Source organism: Paracidovorax valerianellae, assembly GCF_900102625.1.
Lineage (GTDB): Bacteria > Pseudomonadota > Gammaproteobacteria > Burkholderiales > Burkholderiaceae_C > Paracidovorax > Paracidovorax valerianellae.
This window is the reverse complement of the sequence record NZ_FMZC01000009.1, coordinates 88253-104731: the sequence shown is the minus strand read 5'-3', so window position 1 is coordinate 104731 and position 16479 is coordinate 88253. Positions and strand designations below refer to the sequence as shown.

At 69.3% G+C, this 16479-nt stretch carries 15 protein-coding genes; 8 read left to right on the top strand and 7 right to left on the bottom strand.

The genetic code is table 11. The features are described from left to right. Nucleotides 1–35: 35 nt before the first annotated feature. Nucleotides 36–929, bottom strand: a complete 894-nt coding sequence (locus BLT03_RS14805) for a LysR family transcriptional regulator (RefSeq protein WP_092744526.1) — start codon at nt 927–929, stop codon at nt 36–38. Nucleotides 930–1063: 134 nt separating this feature from the next. Here BLT03_RS14805 and BLT03_RS14800 point away from each other — a divergent pair, with 134 nt between their 5' ends. The 3 genes from BLT03_RS14800 to BLT03_RS14790 all read left to right on the top strand — a co-directional run bounded on the left by BLT03_RS14800 (nt 1064) and on the right by BLT03_RS14790 (nt 3167). Continuing rightward, a complete protein-coding gene (locus tag BLT03_RS14800; protein ID WP_092744525.1) occupies nt 1064–1507 on the top strand; it encodes a DoxX family protein in 444 nt (147 codons plus the stop codon). Nucleotides 1508–1588: 81 nt separating this feature from the next. Further along, nucleotides 1589–2395: a DODA-type extradiol aromatic ring-opening family dioxygenase gene (locus BLT03_RS14795; protein WP_092744524.1), complete on the top strand. Its 807-nt coding sequence runs from the start codon at nt 1589–1591 to the stop codon at nt 2393–2395. Nucleotides 2396–2480: 85 nt separating this feature from the next. Then, entirely contained in the window at nt 2481–3167 is a 687-nt protein-coding gene (locus BLT03_RS14790) for a hypothetical protein (protein WP_245711407.1), read from the top strand. A gap of 39 nt (nt 3168–3206) precedes the next feature. On the opposite strand, the gene BLT03_RS14785 is transcribed toward BLT03_RS14790, so the two are convergent. Continuing rightward, nucleotides 3207–3668 (bottom strand): PACE efflux transporter, encoded by a 462-nt coding sequence (locus BLT03_RS14785; RefSeq protein ID WP_092744614.1) that lies wholly within the window; start codon nt 3666–3668, stop codon nt 3207–3209. Between the two features lie 147 nt (nt 3669–3815). Here BLT03_RS14785 and BLT03_RS14780 point away from each other — a divergent pair, with 147 nt between their 5' ends. After that, complete coding sequence (locus tag BLT03_RS14780) at nt 3816–4763, top strand: LysR family transcriptional regulator (protein WP_092744523.1); 948 nt, start codon at nt 3816–3818, stop codon at nt 4761–4763. Nucleotides 4764–4858: 95 nt separating this feature from the next. Here BLT03_RS14780 and BLT03_RS14775 read toward each other — a convergent pair whose 3' ends face one another. Beyond that, nucleotides 4859–5707, bottom strand: a complete 849-nt coding sequence (locus BLT03_RS14775) for a fumarylacetoacetate hydrolase family protein (RefSeq protein ID WP_092744522.1) — start codon at nt 5705–5707, stop codon at nt 4859–4861. 121 nt (nt 5708–5828) lie between these two features. Between BLT03_RS14775 and BLT03_RS14770 the strand changes: the two genes are divergently transcribed. Then, entirely contained in the window at nt 5829–6791 is a 963-nt protein-coding gene (locus BLT03_RS14770) for a PPK2 family polyphosphate kinase (protein WP_245711406.1), read from the top strand. Nucleotides 6792–6804: 13 nt separating this feature from the next. Here the strand turns inward: BLT03_RS14770 and BLT03_RS14765 are convergent, their stop codons facing one another. Continuing rightward, entirely contained in the window at nt 6805–8235 is a 1431-nt protein-coding gene (locus BLT03_RS14765) for an MFS transporter (RefSeq protein WP_092744521.1), read from the bottom strand. 118 nt (nt 8236–8353) lie between these two features. Between BLT03_RS14765 and BLT03_RS14760 the strand changes: the two genes are divergently transcribed. Both BLT03_RS14760 and BLT03_RS14755 read left to right on the top strand, forming a co-directional pair. Further along, the gene (locus BLT03_RS14760) at nt 8354–9184 is read left to right on the top strand and encodes an AraC family transcriptional regulator (protein WP_092744520.1); all 831 of its coding nucleotides are present in this window, start codon (nt 8354–8356) and stop codon (nt 9182–9184) included. A gap of 316 nt (nt 9185–9500) precedes the next feature. Beyond that, entirely contained in the window at nt 9501–10802 is a 1302-nt protein-coding gene (locus BLT03_RS14755) for a Glu/Leu/Phe/Val family dehydrogenase (RefSeq protein ID WP_092744519.1), read from the top strand. A 114-nt stretch (nt 10803–10916) separates the two neighbouring features. Here BLT03_RS14755 and BLT03_RS14750 read toward each other — a convergent pair whose 3' ends face one another. Continuing rightward, nucleotides 10917–12080, bottom strand: coding sequence for a hypothetical protein (locus BLT03_RS14750; RefSeq protein WP_245711405.1), 1164 nt, complete (start codon nt 12078–12080; stop codon nt 10917–10919). Between the two features lie 207 nt (nt 12081–12287). Here BLT03_RS14750 and BLT03_RS14745 point away from each other — a divergent pair, with 207 nt between their 5' ends. Then, nucleotides 12288–12815 carry a GNAT family N-acetyltransferase gene (locus tag BLT03_RS14745; protein ID WP_092744518.1) on the top strand — a complete coding sequence of 176 codons (528 nt, stop codon included), beginning with the start codon at nt 12288–12290 and terminating at the stop codon, nt 12813–12815. Nucleotides 12816–12973: 158 nt separating this feature from the next. Here the strand turns inward: BLT03_RS14745 and BLT03_RS14740 are convergent, their stop codons facing one another. Together BLT03_RS14740 and BLT03_RS14735 are read right to left on the bottom strand one after the other, a co-directional pair. After that, the gene (locus BLT03_RS14740) at nt 12974–15364 is read right to left on the bottom strand and encodes an ATP-dependent DNA helicase (RefSeq protein WP_092744517.1); all 2391 of its coding nucleotides are present in this window, start codon (nt 15362–15364) and stop codon (nt 12974–12976) included. After that, entirely contained in the window at nt 15364–16248 is an 885-nt protein-coding gene (locus BLT03_RS14735; protein ID WP_092744516.1) for a hypothetical protein, read from the bottom strand. The genes BLT03_RS14740 and BLT03_RS14735 overlap by 1 nt, the downstream gene beginning before the upstream one ends. Between the last annotated feature and the right edge of the window lie 231 nt (nt 16249–16479).

Sequence of the window (16479 nt, the reverse complement as noted above, 5' to 3'; positions counted from 1 at the left end):
TCGCATTGTCCCTGGCGCGGGAACGGTCACTGGCGTCAGGGCGGCGATGGCGCTCCTCCCAACCGCTCCGCCAGAAAATCGATGAAGCTGCGCAGCTTGAGCGGCATCTGCCGCCGGCTGGCATAGACGGCATGCAGCGTGCCTTCGAAGTCGGCATTGCCCGGCAGCTTCACCAGCCGGCCACTGGCCAGGTCCTGCTCCACCAGCCATTCGGGCAGAAACGCCGCCCCCATGCCGGCTACCACGGCGTGGTAGCTCAGCGTGGTGTCGCTCGACTTCATCACCGCATCCATGCGCCAGCGCGTGCCCTCGTTCAGGCCGTGCTTGAGCCGCTCCAGCTGCAAATAGTTGGGCACCACCATCGGCACCGGCTGCGACGCGGTGCCTTCCACGGGCACCGGCATCGCGCCGGGCGCCACAACCAAGTGGAAAGCGATAGGGCACAGGGGCCGCGCGATCAGCTGGGGCGCAGGCTCGGCGGTCATGCGCAGCGCGACGTCGAAGCCTTCCGAGACGATGTCGACCATGCGGTTGTCCAGGTGCAGGTCCAGCCGCACTTCGGGAAAAGCCTGCCGGTACTCGGCCAGAAGCCCGGCGAACCGCGGGGTGGCGCACCACACGGGCGCGCTGATGCGCAACTCGCCGCGTGGCCGGCTCTGGCCCTGGCCCACGGAAGCCACCGCCGTGTCGAGCAGCTCCAGCGCCTGCCGGCCCTGCTCGTAGAAGGCGGTGCCCGCCTCGGTCAGGCTCATGCTGCGGCTGGTGCGGTGCAGCAGGCGTGCGCCCAGCGTGCGCTCCAGCCGGGCGATGTGCTTGCTGACCATGGGCGGCGCCATGCCGAGGCGGTCGGCCGCCGCACTGAAGCTGCCGGCTTCGACGATGGCCTGGAACACGCGCAGGCCGGTCAGTTCAAGGCTGGGAAGGATCATGGTTGCCCGATCAGGAAATGATTCGATGACTTTAACGCCATCGATTTCCTGGATGGGAAACTTTAAATTCCATTCAGTCCCGCTCTTTTCCACCCAACCGCCGCAGTTCCTTGCGGCACCTTCGGAGACCCGACATGGCCACCACTCCTTTTCCATCCCTTGCCTCCACCCCGCCTGCGGGCAAACCGCTGCGCGTCGGCCTCTGGGTCGCGCAAATTCTGGTGGCGGTGGTGTTCTGCGGCGCAGGCTTCGTGAAGCTGACCACGCCCATCCCCGAACTGAGCGCGATGATGCCGTGGACCGGGCAGTACCCGGCCGCCTTCGTGCGCGCCATCGGCCTGATCGACATCGCGGGCGGGCTGGGCATCTTGCTGCCGTCGCTGACGCGCATCCTGCCCCGGCTGACGGTGCTGGCCGCACTGTGCTGCGTGGTGCTGCAGGTGCTGGCGATCGCCTTTCACCTGAGCCGGGGCGAGGCCATGGCGTTGCCGCTGAACTTCGTGCTGCTTCCCCTGTGCGCCTTCGTGCTGTGGGGCCGCGCCCGGCGCGCGCCGGTCCGCCCGCGCGGTTCGGCTTGAAACCCCGCATGCCTTAGCCTTGGCAGACCTGCCTGTGCGCCCTCTGCCCGATCCGTGCCACCCTTTTCACAAGGCCAGACCATGAGTTCCTTGCCCACCTATTTCCTGTCCCACGGCGGCGGCCCCTGGCCCTACGTGCCCGAGATGCGCCGCGCGATGCAGGCGCTGGAGCGGTCGCTCGAAGACATTCCGCGCCAGATCGAAACCCGCCCGCAAGCGGTGCTGGTGGTGTCCGGCCACTGGGAGGACGAGGCCTTCGCGGTGATGTCGAACCCCCAGCCGCCCATGGTGTACGACTACTCCGGCTTTCCGCCCCACACCTACGAGGTGCAGTACCGCGCCCCCGGCGCGCCGGCCCTGGCCGAGCGCATCGCCGGGCTCATCGAGGCCGCGGGGCTGCCCAGCCGGCTCGACGCCGAGCGGGGCTTCGACCACGGCACGTTCTCGCCGCTGGAGGTGATGTACCCGGCCGCCGACGTGCCGGTGCTGCAGGTGTCGCTGCAACGCGATCTGGACCCCGCCCAGCATCTGGCGCTCGGCCGTGCGCTGGCGCCGCTGCGCCATGAGAACGTGCTGATCGTCGGCAGCGGGCTGAGCTATCACAACCTGCGCCGCTTCGGCCAGGCCGGGCTGGCCCCGTCGATGGCCTTCGACCGCTGGCTGCAGGACACGCTGGCGTACTCCGACCCGGCCACGCGGGTCGAACGCCTGATCGCGTGGGAAGACGCGCCCTTCGCCCGGACCGCCCACCCGCGCGAAGACCACCTGATTCCGCTGATGGTGGCCGTGGGCGCCGCCGAGACCGAGCCCGCCCTGTGCGTGTACAACGAAGAGGGCGTGTACGGCGGGGTGACGGTATCGAGCTACCGGTTCGGCGCGGCGATGTGAGGCAGCGCAGGGGCGGCGTGGCCACGGCCCACGGCTTTCAGCCGCTTGGGGCATCATGGTTTCTCCTCCACTGCCTACCTGCCCCATGAAGCTGTCTCACCGTCCCGCGTTTCTGCCACCGCGCTCCCAGCGCTCCCCGCTGTCCCGGCTCTCGCTCTTCGTGGCGGCCACGCTGCTGGTGGGCGCCGGCGCCGCCACGGCGCAGGTCCCCGCTTCGCCTTCGCCGACGGTGCGCCTGCGCGGCACGGTCGAAGCGGCCACGGCCACCACGCTCACCGTGAAGGAACGCGGCGGTCAGACGGTGGCGCTGGCCCTGCCGCCCACACTGGTGGTGCAGGAGGTCTACCCGATCGCGTTGAAAGACATCCGGCCCGGCAGCTTCATCGGCACGGCCGCCCTGCCCCAGGCGGACGGCACGCAGCGCGCCATCGCGGTCACGGTGTTTCCCGAATCCGCCCGCGGCACCGGCGAGGGCCACCGCCCGTTCGACCTGCAGCCGCAAAGCACCATGACCAACGCCACGGTGGCCGATGTGGCGGACGTGACCGATGCAGCCGACGCCGGCAAGGGCCGCACGCTGCGGCTCAAGTACCAGGGGGGCGAAAAAACCGTCACCGTGCCGCCCGGCGCCCCGGTGGTGACCTTCCGCGCCGGCGACCGCAGCCTGCTGGTGCCCGGCGCCAGCGTGTCGCTCACCGCGCAGGAGGTGAACGGCCAGCCCACCGCGATGCGCATCAACGCCGGGCGCAACGGGTTCGCGCTGCCCTACTGACGCAACGGGCGAACGTTGCCGACCAACTGCCGACCAACGTTACCGAGCGGTCTGCGCCGCGTCGCCAGCCGCAGCCCCGCCCGCCTGGGCCGAGGCCGGCAGGCCGAAGATGCGGTCGAAGCCCCAGTTGAAGACGAAGGTGTAGCAAAGGAAGAACGCGATCAGCCCCAGGTCCATCACGAAGGCCTGCCACAGGCTCACTTCGAACCACCACGCGAACAGCGGCACCAGCGAGAAAACGAGGCCGCCCTCGAACCCGATGGCGTGGGCGATGCGGCGCCCCGTGCTGCGCCCGCGCACGGGCTGGCGGGCCTCCCAGCGCTCGAAGGCCCAGTTGAACACCAGGTTCCACACCACCGCGATGGCCGAGGCTGCCACGGCCACCACGCTGGAATGCCCCGATCCCTGCCCGGTGAGCCAGGCCAGCGCCACTGTGGCCGCCGCGATGGCGATGAGCTCGTACAGCGCGACGTACAGCACACGGCGCGCCACGCCTTGCAGCCCCGTGGGGCGGTGGGCGGAAGGAGCGGAGGCGGAAGAAGAACCGGCGATGGAAGCGTTGGGCAATGACATGGCCGCGACTTTATGTGCGCTGGGCTGATACATAAAGTCAGCTTGTTTCAGTTTTATTGATAGATACTGGGCCCCATGGCCTTTTCTTCCGACAGCGTGCAGGTCTTTCTGGCCGTGCTGGACCAGGGTTCCTTCTCGGCCGCGGCGCGGGCGCTGTCGCGCGTGCCATCGGCGGTGAGCATGACCATCGCCCATCTCGAAGCCGAGCTGGCCGTGTCGCTTTTCGACCGCACCGGGCGCGAGCCCCGGCCCACCGCCGCCGCCCGCGCGCTAGAGCCGCAGGCGCGGCTGCTGGCGGCGCAGCTCAAGCAGTTGAACGCGCAGGCGCTGGCCCTCACGCAGGGGTTGGAAGAGCGCCTCACCCTGGCCATTGCCCCCGAACTGCTGGCGGGCCACTGGCGCAGCCCGCTGGCCGCGCTGGCCGAAGAGCACCCGCTGCTGCAGGTCGAGGTGCTGGCCGCGCCGCAGGCCGATGCGCTGGCGCTGCTGCATGCCGGCCGCGCGCAGCTGGCGCTGGTGTTCGAGCGGCCCAGCATCGACGGGCGCGAGGGCTTTCAGGAAGTGGGCAACGAGACCCTGGTGGCGGTCATGGCGCCCGGCCACCCCGTGCTGGCGGCCGCGCAGGCGGCGGCCACGGCCCGCGGCGAACCCGCCGCCAGCGCCCTGCTGCGCGAGGAGCACCTGACCACCACGCGCCAGATCGTCGTCGCCAGCCGCGACCTGGCGCAGACCGATCCGCGCTTCGTGTTCGCGCGCCACCACTGGCGCACCGACAACCACCTGGCTGCGCTCGGGCTCATCGAAGCCGGCCTGGGCTGGGGCTGGCAGCCGCGTGCGCTGGTGCAGCCGCGCATCGCGGCGGGCTCGCTGGTGGAGATGCCGTTCGAAAACCTGAGCAACGGCGTCGCGCTGTGGGTGGATGTGGTGTGGTCCAAGGAGCGGCCGCTGGGCCTGGGCGCCCGCCGTTTCGTGGAACTGATCGCGCGGCAGGCAGTACGGACTTCAGGTCAAAACAGGCTCTAGCGCATATTCCACTAGGGTGGATAGCTATGTTTTTCATAGCATCCATCCCTTTCCCCTGAAAGCCTGCCGCACAGCAGGGACGCGACGGCGCCCGGCTACAGCTGCACGCTCGCGTTGCCGATGCCCTCGAACGCCACCTCCACCGCATCGCCCAGCCGGGCGTGCTGCAGCCCCGCCCAGGTGCCGGTGGTGACCACGGTGCCGGCCGGCAGCGTGCCGAAATGCTGCGTGGCATGGCGCAGCCACGCCGCCAGCAGCCAGGCGGGATCGCCCAGCGAATGGGTGCCCTGCCGCGCCACCGCGTCCTGCCCCGTGATGCGCACCGTGCAGCGCTGTTGCGCCCAGTCGGGCGGCGCGCTGGCGTCGAACGGAACCCAGTCGCCCAGCACCAGCGCGCCGTGCGACTGCTGGTCGGCCAGCTTGAGCAGCGCGGCCGGCTTGCTGCCCGGGGCCCAGCGGGTTTCCACGATTTCGATGGAAACGGCCATGGCGTCGATCAGGTGCGCGCCTTCGCCGTCGGCCAGTTGCGCGGCGGTGGCCGCGTCCACGGCCTGGCCCAGCCGCAGGGCGATCTCGGCCTCGATGCCGCGCAGCGACAGCGGCCAGGCGCCCGCGTGGGCGGGGTGCGTCCATACGCCGGCCTCGGGCAGCGGCGCATGGGTGAGCACAGCGCTGCGGTCCGGGCCGCCGGATTTCCAGTAGCGGGGCGCCCCGGTGGACCACCAGCCCAGCGCATGCGCCACGGCGTTCTGCACGGCATAGGCGGCGTCGGCATCGGGCAGGGCCGAGGCCAGCGGTTCGGGGTCGGCCGGGACGGCGCTGGCGCGGGCCTGCAGCAGGGCCTGGGCGACCGAATCCACGGCGGCGTCGGTGGCGCCGGCCTGGGCAGCCAGGTCGGCAGGGTCGGGGGTCTCGGCGGAAATCACGGCGCGGTCATCGGGCATGTCGGGGGCTTTCTCGGTGATGGCAAAGGCACGGGCGACGATTGTGCGGCGCGGATTCGCCGCACGGTCCGGGCCGGCCCGCGCGACACTAGGGCCTTCCCCACCCGACCAGGACACGTCCATGGCAATCCGCGCTCCCGCTCCCCTCACGCCCAACGAGATCGCCCAGCGCCTGGCGCAGTGGCAGCCGCCGGCGGCCGCCCCGGGCAAAGGCAAAGCTGCCAAGGAAGGCGCGAAGGCCGATGCAAAGTCCGATGCAAAGGCAGGCGCGAAGGCCGAAAAGGCCGGGAGCCAGGGCGATGGCCCGGCCGCGGTGGACCTGGCCCGGTTCGACCCTTCGGCCAAGCCGTTCTCGCAGGGGGACAAGGCGAGCGACAAGGCCCGGGTCGAGGCACTCGCGGTCGAGCTCGACACGCTGCAAGACCTGCTGTATGCCGACCGGCGCTACAAGCTGCTGGTCATCCTGCAGGGCACCGACACCTCGGGCAAGGACGGCACCGTGCGCGGCGTTTTTGGCCGCATGAGCGCGCTGGGCGTGCACGCCGTGGGCTGGAAAGCGCCTACCGACACCGAGCGCGCCCACGACTACCTCTGGCGCATCCACCAGCAGGTGCCCGGCGCGGGCGAACTGACGGTGTTCAACCGCAGCCACTACGAAGACGTGCTGGTGCCGGTGGTGAACAGCTGGATCACGCCCGAGCAGCACCGCCAGCGCCTAGCGCACATCAACGACTTCGAACGCCTTCTCACCGAAACGGGCACCGTGGTGGTGAAGTTCATGCTGCACATCAGCCGCGAGGAGCAGCGCCAGCGCCTGCAGGAGCGCCTGGACGACCCGGCCAAGCACTGGAAGTTCGACATGGGCGACATCGCCGCGCGCCAGCAGTGGGATGACTACCAGCGCGCCTACGGCACCCTGCTGGGCGCCACGCACACGCCCTGGGCGCCCTGGACCATCGTGCCGGCCGACTCCAAGACCCACCGCAACCTGATGATCGCCACCGTGCTGCGCGAAGTGCTGGGGCGCCTGGACCTGCGCTACCCCGAGGGCGACCCGGCGCTGTCGGGTTTCAAGGTGGAGTGACGCGGGAGACCTTTCATGCGGGCGCGTGCTCGAGCATCAGCGACGCGAAGGCCGAGAGAACGCTGACGATGCCTGCCATTAAAAATACCAACTGGTAGCCCGCAAGTTCGGCCACCTGGGGCAGTTGCCCGGTGGCCAATTGCGTCGCCATGACGGAATGGGCGACGGCCCCCAGCACTGCGATGCCCACGGCTCCACCCAGTTGGCGTGCCGTGTTCTGTAGTCCTGCTGCCAGACCCGAGTCTTTCCGCGGAACTCCTGCAAGCACTGCTTGCGTGGCACTCATCATCACCAACCCGTTGCCAGCGCCGACCAGCAATGTGGGCAGCAGAAATTCGCTGGCTTGCGATGGATGAACGGGCAACCAATGGAGCCAGATCAGTCCTGCGGCCGACACGAGGCTGCCGATAAAGGGCAACTTGCCAAAGCCAGCGTCCCGCAAATACCGAGATGCGATCGATGCGACGGCCAATGCCAAAGCCATTGGCAGCAAAGCCAGTCCGGTGTCGAGCGGACTGCGCCCGTCGATCCGCTGCAGAGCCTGCGACAGAAAGAACATCGACACAGTGAGAACTGCGCCGAGGCTCAACACCATCGCCATCCCGATCGTTACGTTTCGCAGGCGAAATATTTCAAAGTTGATCAGGGGCCGAGCCGAACGGCGTTCAGCGGCGATGAAGGCCACGAACATGGTCAGCGCGGTGGCCAGCGCACCGAGCACGGTACCGGACATCCAACCCGCATGCACCGATTCTGAGATCGCATAGAGAAACGAGGCCAGCGCCAGCGTGACCGTGGACGCGCCCAGAACATCCAGCTTCGCCCGGGCGTCGTCTGTGTGCTGAGGGCGCAGACAGCCGGCAACCACCGCGGCCAGGACGATTCCGACAGGTATGTTGATGAACATCACCCAGCGCCAGGTGGCCAGGCTCGTCAGCAAGCCGCCAATGACCACCCCGAAGGCAGAGCCCATCGCGGCGCAGGCCGCCCACAGGCCGATCGCTCGTTCCTGACCCGGGCCCTTGGAATGGGCCGCGACGATGACGGCCAGCGGTGAGGTCGCCAGCACCGACGCGCCCAAACCCTGCACTGCGCGCGAGGCCAGCAGCATGGTCCCGGACGTCGCAAAACCGCCGACCAGGCTGGCGCCAGTGAACAGCGCCAACCCCCACAGCAGAAGGCGCCGACGCCCATAGATGTCGCTGGCGCGGGCGGCGAGCAACATGAACCCTCCCAGCAACAGCAGGTAGATGTCGACGACCCACTGCAATTGGACGGGTGACAGACCGAGTTCATCGCGCATCGCGGGCAACGCTACGTTCACGATGGCACCGTCCACCACGACCATGAAGGCACAGACGCAGGCGACGAAGGTAGCAACCCAGGTCGACACGCCGCTGCGCAGGAGTGGCGGCGGCATCGCGGGTACGGAAGATAAAGACATTTTTGACCTCTCAGCACGATGGCGGCGGCGATTGCCGCCTAAAACTGTCGGCAGGCGTTGAGTGTGCTGAGCAGCCTGAAAAGTCATATAACGGCAAATGGACTCAAAATGGTGATAAATGGCCAACTTGAAACCTGCGCATGACCCACCGGACAACGACTTCAGCGAATGGGCCGAGGGTCCCCGTCTGATCGCGTTGTTGGGGAATGACGAGCAGGGCAGCGAATACCGCCTCGGAACACGCGAGTACGGTTGGCATCACCACCATCGGGGGCAGGTTTTCTGCGTAGAGGCCGGGCTGATTCATGTGCGAACAGCCCAAGGCTCCTGGCTGCTACCGCCGAACCGGGCCGGCTGGATACCGCCAGAGGTACCGCATCAAGTACGTGTCAGCGGTGCCCTTGCGGGCTGGAGCGTGTTCATCACCCCTCCATCGAGTGAGTGCTTGCCGAACAAGCCTTGCGTGATCGGCATCACGGAGGTGTTGCGCGCATTGGTGCGCCGAGCCGCAGAGTGGGACAAATCCGCTCCACTGGCGCCAGATCAAGAGCACATCGTCACCGTGATCCTCGACGAAATCCGTCGTGCGCCGCATGAGTCCTTGCACTTGCCCATGCCGAAAAATATTCGGCTGGAGCGCATCGCCCGGGCGATCCTGGAGGATCCAGGTTCGATTCGAACGCTGGAAGCCTGGGCAGACTGGGGCGCGATGTCGGCTCGAACGCTGCGCCGTCAGATGCTGGCTGAAACCGGCGTGAGCTTTGCCCAATGGCGCCAGCAGGCACAACTCACGCACGCCCTGGAAATGCTTGCGCGAGGGGAGCCGGTGACGCATGTGGCCGACACGCTGGGCTATGCCTCACCAAGCAACTTCATCGCCATGTTTCGCCGCTCCTTCGGCGACTCTCCGGCACGCTACTTCGCGGCGCGTGCTGTGGGTGGCGGTTGAAACATCCAGCGGCTGCTTCCATTCATCTGGATCGGGCAGGCACGCGGTCGGATGATGTGGCAGACGCCAAGGTGTCGCGCAACACGACCGGCTGCGCCTGGGGTTGCGCGGTACCGACTGCTGAGTCGGCATCGGGCTGGGGCGCAGTCCAGCGAAGTTCGGCGCTGGCGTCATGGCGAAATGAAAAACGGCGCTGATACCCGTTTCCCGAGTTATGCATTTGGCGCATAAACCTGTAACACTCCGGCCTTGGACAGCGGCCGGGGGCAGGCATAAGCTCCGTCGTCTGAACTGATCTCCTTCAAGGAAACACCTCATGTCGAACACCAACGACACCCGCATCCAGCACCAGCTGCCCTCCTACCTCCAGGCCGACGACCTCGGCCCGTGGGGCAACTACCTGCAGCAGGTGGATCGCGTCACCCCTTACCTGGGCAACCTGGCGCGCTGGGTGGAAACGCTCAAGCGCCCCAAGCGCATCCTGGTGGTGGATGTGCCGATCGAAATGGACAACGGCACCATCGCCCACTTCGAGGGCTATCGCGTTCAGCACAACCTGAGCCGCGGCCCCGGCAAGGGCGGCGTGCGGTTCCACCAAGACGTTACGCTGTCCGAAGTGATGGCCCTGTCGGCCTGGATGTCGGTCAAGAACGCGGCCGTGAACGTGCCCTACGGCGGTGCCAAGGGCGGCATCCGCGTCGATCCCAAGAAGCTGTCGCGCGGTGAACTGGAGCGCCTGACCCGCCGCTACACCAGCGAAATCGGCCTGCTCATCGGCCCTTCCAAGGACATTCCCGCTCCTGACGTGAACACCAACGGCCAGATCATGGCCTGGATGATGGACACGTACTCGATGAACACCGGCGCCACCTCCACCGGTGTCGTCACCGGCAAGCCCGTGGACCTGGGCGGCTCGCTCGGCCGCGTCGAGGCCACCGGCCGCGGCGTGTACACCGTGGGCGTGGAAGCCGCCAAGCTGACCGGCCTGCCGCTGGAAGGCGCACGCGTCGCCGTGCAGGGCTTCGGCAATGTGGGCGGCATCGCGGGCAAGCTGTTCGCCGAAGCCGGCGCCAAGGTCGTGGCCGTGCAGGACCACACCGGCACCATCTACCACCAGGGCGGCGTGGACGTGCCGGCCCTGCTGGAGCACGTCAAGAAGACAGGCGGCGTGGGCGGTTTCGCCGGTGCCGAGGCCATGGCCAAGGAAGACTTCTGGGGCGTGGACTGCGAGATCCTCATCCCCGCCGCGCTGGAAGGGCAGATCACCAAGCACAACGCCGGCCAGATCAAGGCCAAGCTCGTGATCGAGGGCGCCAACGGCCCCACGACCACCGAGGCCGACGACATCCTGCACGACAAGGGCGTGCTGGTGCTGCCCGACGTGATCGCCAACGCCGGCGGCGTGACGGTGAGCTACTTCGAATGGGTGCAGGATTTCTCCAGCTTCTTCTGGAGCGAAGACGAGATCAACGCCCGCCTGGTGCGCATCATGCAAGAGGCCTTCACCGGCATCTGGCACGTGGCCCAGGAACACAAGGTGAGCTTGCGCACCGCCACCTTCATCGTGGCCTGCCAGCGCATCCTGCACGCCCGCGAAATGCGCGGCCTGTACCCCTGATCGACAGGGCCCGGCCTGCAGTTCATCGGCATAGCGCCACTGGATTGCAGGCCCGGACCGGGTAGAACCGAAAAAACCGCCAGCGCCCGCCCGGGCCCTGGCGGTTTTTTTCATTCAGGCCGCGCTGGAGGAACCGCCGGGCGCATCGCCCACCGGCCGCACCGGGCCGGCCTCGAACACGCGCAGTGCCACGCAAAAAGGCTGCACGCACGGCGCGCGGCCGGCGTAAGGGCAACCGGTCGTGTCGCACGGCTCGCCGCGCCCGCTGTGCGTGGCCTCGTCGTCCTCGGGCCGCCAGCCGCTCGCCTGCAGCGCGGCCATCTGTAGCCAGGGATCGGATCGCTGCAGGGCCATCATGTCCCGCCCATACACCACGGAGGCCGCTTGGGCCAGCGGTGCGAGGTCCAGCGCCAGGAAGGCACTGGTGCGGCTGGCCGCAGCGCCCTCGCCCGACTGCAGCACCAGCGCGAACAGCCCCGACTGCAGCGCCTGCGGGCGGCCCGCGAACACCAGCGGCGGAGAGGCATCGCCGGGCAGGGCCGGCCCCGCTCCCGCGGATGCCGGCAACGGGCTGGCCGGGGCCGAGGCGGCGGCTGAGGGCGACAGGGGTTGCTGCTGCAGCCACGCGGCCGGCACCCGCAGCGTGAGGGCATAGCCCCGCGGGCCGTCGGCCGTCTCCACCGTGCCCTGGCGCGCCAGCCAGGTCTGCAGGGGCGGCAGATCGTCCGCCGCGCCCTGCGCCAGCGCGGCAGGCCAGGGCTGCGCCGCAACGACGTGCTGCGGCCGACCGGTCGGCGCCGTGAGTTGTTGCAGCAAGGCGCCGATCATCTGGCGCAGCGGCGCGCCGACCCCGCCCGTGGGCCAGGGCAGGCCCTGCACGCCATTCGCTCCCGGCGACGGGCCCAGTGCTGGCGCCCCTGTGAGCCCCGCTGCGGGCGCCAGTGCCGGCACAGCGCCCGGCGCCGCAACGGATCCGCGCCCAGTAGCCGCCGCGCCAGCAGGCCCGGGGGCCGCACCGTCCAGGCTCTGACGCGCCTGCGGCGAAAGGCTCACGCGGTCGGCCGGGGCGGGAACGGGCAGAGGCGGACGCTGCGCGGCCAGCGGAATCTGCCCCGGCAGCGCGCCGGGCGCCGTGGAGCCTCCGTCCGGTCCCGCCGCGCCCGGCGCGCCTGAGGCATCGACACCGAGCAGCGTGTTCTGCCGCTGCAGCGCCGCTTCGGCCAGCACCCGCGCCACCGGGGCCAGCGGAATGCGGGGCGGATCGATGGAAGCGGACATGGTTTGAAGAAGGTGAGGGATGCGAATGCGACGGTGCTTCGCGGACTTTGCACGCATTTGTCCCGTTCGCCAACCCGTGCCTGCGCGCCGCGCAGATCGCCAGACCGGCTCCCCGGCCGGCAGCGCTTTCAAAAGCAGCGCGTTGGTATAAGGCAGGCTACGAACCGATCACGGCAGTCCGCCTCTTTGATGCCTCACCCATCCCACATGCCCGGCCCCGCCCCTTTGCAGCTTCGCCCGCTGACGCCCGAAGACGCCGCACCCTTCGCCGCCCTGCGGCTGCGGGGCCTGCGCGAATGCCCCGAGGCTTTCTCGTCCAGCTACGACGAGGAAGCCGCCACCCCGCTGTCGGACTTCGAGCGCCGGCTCCAGCCCCAAGCCGGCCGGGCCGTGCTGGGTGCGCTGCAAGGCGGCACGCTCATCGGCACGGTGGGCATCAAGCGCGAGGACATGCGCCAGCTCTCGCACAAGGCGTTTCTCTGGGGTGTGTACGTCGCGCCCGAGGCGCGGCAGCAGGGTGTGGGCCGCGCCCTGCTGCGCTACGCCCTGCAATACGCCGCCGACCCGCTGGGCGTGCGACAGGTCAACCTGGGCGTGACCGCATCGAACACCGCGGCGGTGGAGCTGTACCGCGCGCTCGGCTTCGTCACCTACGGCGTCGAGCGCGACTATTTATGCGTGGACGGGCGGTACCACGACGAATACCAGATGGCGTGCCGGGTGCGCGCGGCCTGAGGCCCGGGGCGCAGCGGCGTGCCGCAGTGGCCTCCACGCCGACCCGAGCGCCTTTGACTTTCGCTGAACACATGCCGCGGCGCCACGGACAAACATCGACCGATCGATATTAATTCAATAGCAATACTCCTTAGTGGAATATGCGCTAGAGGCCAATTTCATGCAGATCCCTCCACCGTCCACCACGCGGGCAGCAGGCGCTGCACCTCGGCCCGCGCGAACCGGTCGTCGATGAGGTGCACCACGCCCTCGTCGCTGGGCGAGCGGATCACGCGGCCGGCGGCCTGCACGACCTTCTGCAGGCCGGGATAGAGGTAGGTGTAGTCGTAGCCTTCGCCGAAGAGGGCGTGCATGCGCTGGCGGATCTGCTCGTTCACCGGGTTCATCTGCGGCAGCCCCAGGGTGGACAGGAATGCGCCGATCAACCGCCGCCCCGGCAGGTCGATGCCCTCGGAGAACGCGCCGCCCAGCACCGCGAAGCCGATGCCTTGCCCGCCTTCGGTGAACCGCGCGAGGAATTCGCGCTGTTCGGCTTCCTGCATGCGGCGCGACTGGCACCAGTGCGGCACTTCGGGGTGGCGCAGCGCGAACGCCTCGGCCACCTGCTGCAGGTATTCGTAGCTGCTGAAGAAAGCCAGGTAGTTGCCCGGCCGCTCGGCGAACTGCCGCGCCATCAGTTCGGCGATGGGCTGCAGCGATGCGGCCCGGTGCGGGTAGCGCGTGGAGATGTGCCGGGCCACGGACACGCGCAGCTGCGCGGCCTGGAAGGGCGAGGCCACGTCCACGCCCGCATGGCTGGCCGGCAGGCCGAGCAGGTCGGCGTAGTAGCGCGCCGGCTGCAGCGTTGCGGAAAACAGCGTGCTGGTGTGCGCCGCCGCAAAGCGCGGCGCGAGGAACGGGGCCGGCACCACGTTGCGCAGGCAGACCACCGAACTGCCGGGCGCGCCGCCAGGGCTGCGGGCCACGTCCACCATCGAATGCGTGTCCAGGCAGTCGGCCAGCCGCTGGGTGTGCAGCAGCTCCAGGTAGAAGGCCTGCAGAGCCGGGTCCATCTGTTCGGGGTGTTCCGCGAAATGATCGGCCAGCGTGCTGCCGCACTGCTGCAAGGCGGCCAGCAGCGCGGCGGGAAAGGCGTCGTGCACGGCATAGGGCGCGGGTTGCGCCTTGTCGAGCGCCACCCAGGCGCGGCGCACCTTGTCGAGGGCTTTCTTCACCGCGGGCACGCGGGCCGCGGTGTCCGAATGACGCGCCTGGTAGAGCGAATCGGGCAGCAGTTCGGCGGTGTACATGCGGCGGCCGCGTTCGACGAGGTTGTGCGCCTCGTCCACCAGCACCGCCACGCGCCACTGGTTGGCCTGCGTGAGGCCGTGCAGCAGCGCGCCCGCGTCGAAGTAGTAGTGGTAGTCGCCCACCACCACATCGGCCCAGCGGGCGAGTTCCTGCCCGAGGTAGTAAGGGCAGATGCCATGGGCCAGCGCGGCATCGCGCACGTGGGACTGGTCCAGCAGTTGCCCGCCTGCACTGTCCGAAGGTGCCGGAGCCAGGGCCGCGGCGCGCGCGGCGGGCAGCCGGTCATAGAAGCCGCGCGCCAGCGGGCACGATTCGCCGTGGCAGGCCTGGCCGGGGTGCTCGCAGGCTTTTTCGCGGGCGATCAGTTCGAGCACGCGCAGCGGCAGGCCGGCAGGGCCGGGCGCGTTGGCTGCGCTCGAAGCGATTGAAACAGGGGCATCGGGCGATGCTGATGCCGGCACCGGCTGCGCCATCGCGATGCGGGCCAGCGCGTCCAGCGCCACCTGCCGGCCCGAGGTCTTGGCGGTGAGGAAGAACACCTTGTCCAGCCGCTCGCCCGGCGCCGCCTTGAGCAGCGGAAACAGCGTACCCACCGTCTTGCCGATGCCGGTGGGCGCCTGCGCGAGCAGGCAACGGCCGGCGGTGGCGCTGCGGTACACGGCCTCGGCCAGGGGCCGCTGGCCGGTGCGGAAACCGCCGAACGGAAACACCGCCGCGCGCAGCGCCGCATCGCGCACGGTGCGGTGAGCAGCCTCCTGCTCGGCCCAGCTCAGAAAGCGCTCGCATTGCGCCTCGAAGTGGGCACGCAGCGCATCGGCCGTGCAGGGCTCGACCAGCACTGTCTCTTGCTGGCTGCCGATGTCGAAGTACACCAGCGCCACGTCGATGCGCGCCAGCTGCCGCGCCTGGCACAGCAACCAGCCATACACCTTGGCCTGCGCCCAGTGCAGGGCGCGGTGGGAGGCGGGCTGGCGGTCCAGCCGGCCCTTGAAGGTCTTGACCTCGTCCAGCCGGCAGGCGGCGGGATCGAAGCCGTCCGCACGGCCCCGCACGCGCAGGTGGCGGTGCTGGCCCTCCAGGGCCACCTCGCTTTCATAGCCCGGCCCGGCACCAGCGCCCCGCCCCGCCATGCGCCGCTGCGCGACGGTGGCATGGCCGGCGATGCCTTCCAGCGCAGTGGGCGCGGGCGTGAAGCGCAGGTCCAGGTCGCCCTGCTTGGCCGTGAACTCGCACAGCTCGCGCACGGCCACGGTGTACATCAGTCAGCGCCTTCGCACGGGCTGGGCGGAATGCCGTCGCCCAGCAGCGCCTGCACGGGCTCGCCCTCGCTGCGCAGCGGTGTGGCCTTGCACAGCGCCATCCAGACCGCGAACGGCAGGCTGCAGCGCGCATGGCGTGCGGGCCGCAGCAGCTCGAAGCGGCCGGTGTCGATCTCGCCGTGCAGCACCCACACGCCGAACTGCTCGGGAATCTCTTCGGGCTCGGCCACGCCGGCGGGAAAGACGTAATAACCCTCTTCGCAGAGCCACTGGTAAGCCTGCCGCTTGGCCGCGTGCCGCAGGTCCGACAGCAGGTCGGCCCGGCTGGCCTTCACCTCGTGCACCATGGGCTGCAGGTAGGCCGGCACGGTGGTGTTGCGCACCGAAAACAGGTCGGGCCGCGCCATGCGCCACACCTGGGCGGCGGCGCGGGCCGGGGCGGTGTCGGCCTCGTCGCCCCAGAGCAGCCCCACCGAGGGACGGGGGCCAGGGGGCGCCGCCAAGGCATCGGCCAAGGTGGGCTCGACGGCTGCGGGGATGGCGGACGGCGCGGGCAGGACGGCCGGCAAAGGCTCGATGGCCGCGCGCAGCGACAGTTCGCGCCACACGATGCGGCCGGCGGCCAGCAGATGCTCGGCGAACCGCTGGGCCAGGCGGTCGTGGGCGCTCAAGGCCCGCAGCCCGCGCTGGCGCGCATCGGCCAGCCACTGGATGCCCGCGTCGGTCAGCCGCAGCACCGTGTGCCCCTGCGGCGCCATGTGCTGCGCGACCATGCCAGCGGCGAGCAGGTCGATCTCCAGCGCGTCCTGGCAGGGCCAGCCGGCGGAGCGCCAGATCTGCATCAGGCGGGTGCGGTGGGAACGGGTGAGCTTGGGCTCGGACATGCGGATGGCTTTTTGGGGAGCGGTGACACCTTGGGAGGCTGGCGAAGCACCGCACAGGGAGGAAAGGCACTGATTATAAAAACAGTGCTTGCGGCACCGCATGCGCCGCTGTCCCACACCCACGCCGCACGGGGTGTTACGCCACGTGGCGGACGTGCGGTGTAACTTGGGCGCTTTCTCGCCCCGCGGCCTGCGCGCCACGGTGACACCGCACTTTCTTTGATTGCCCCA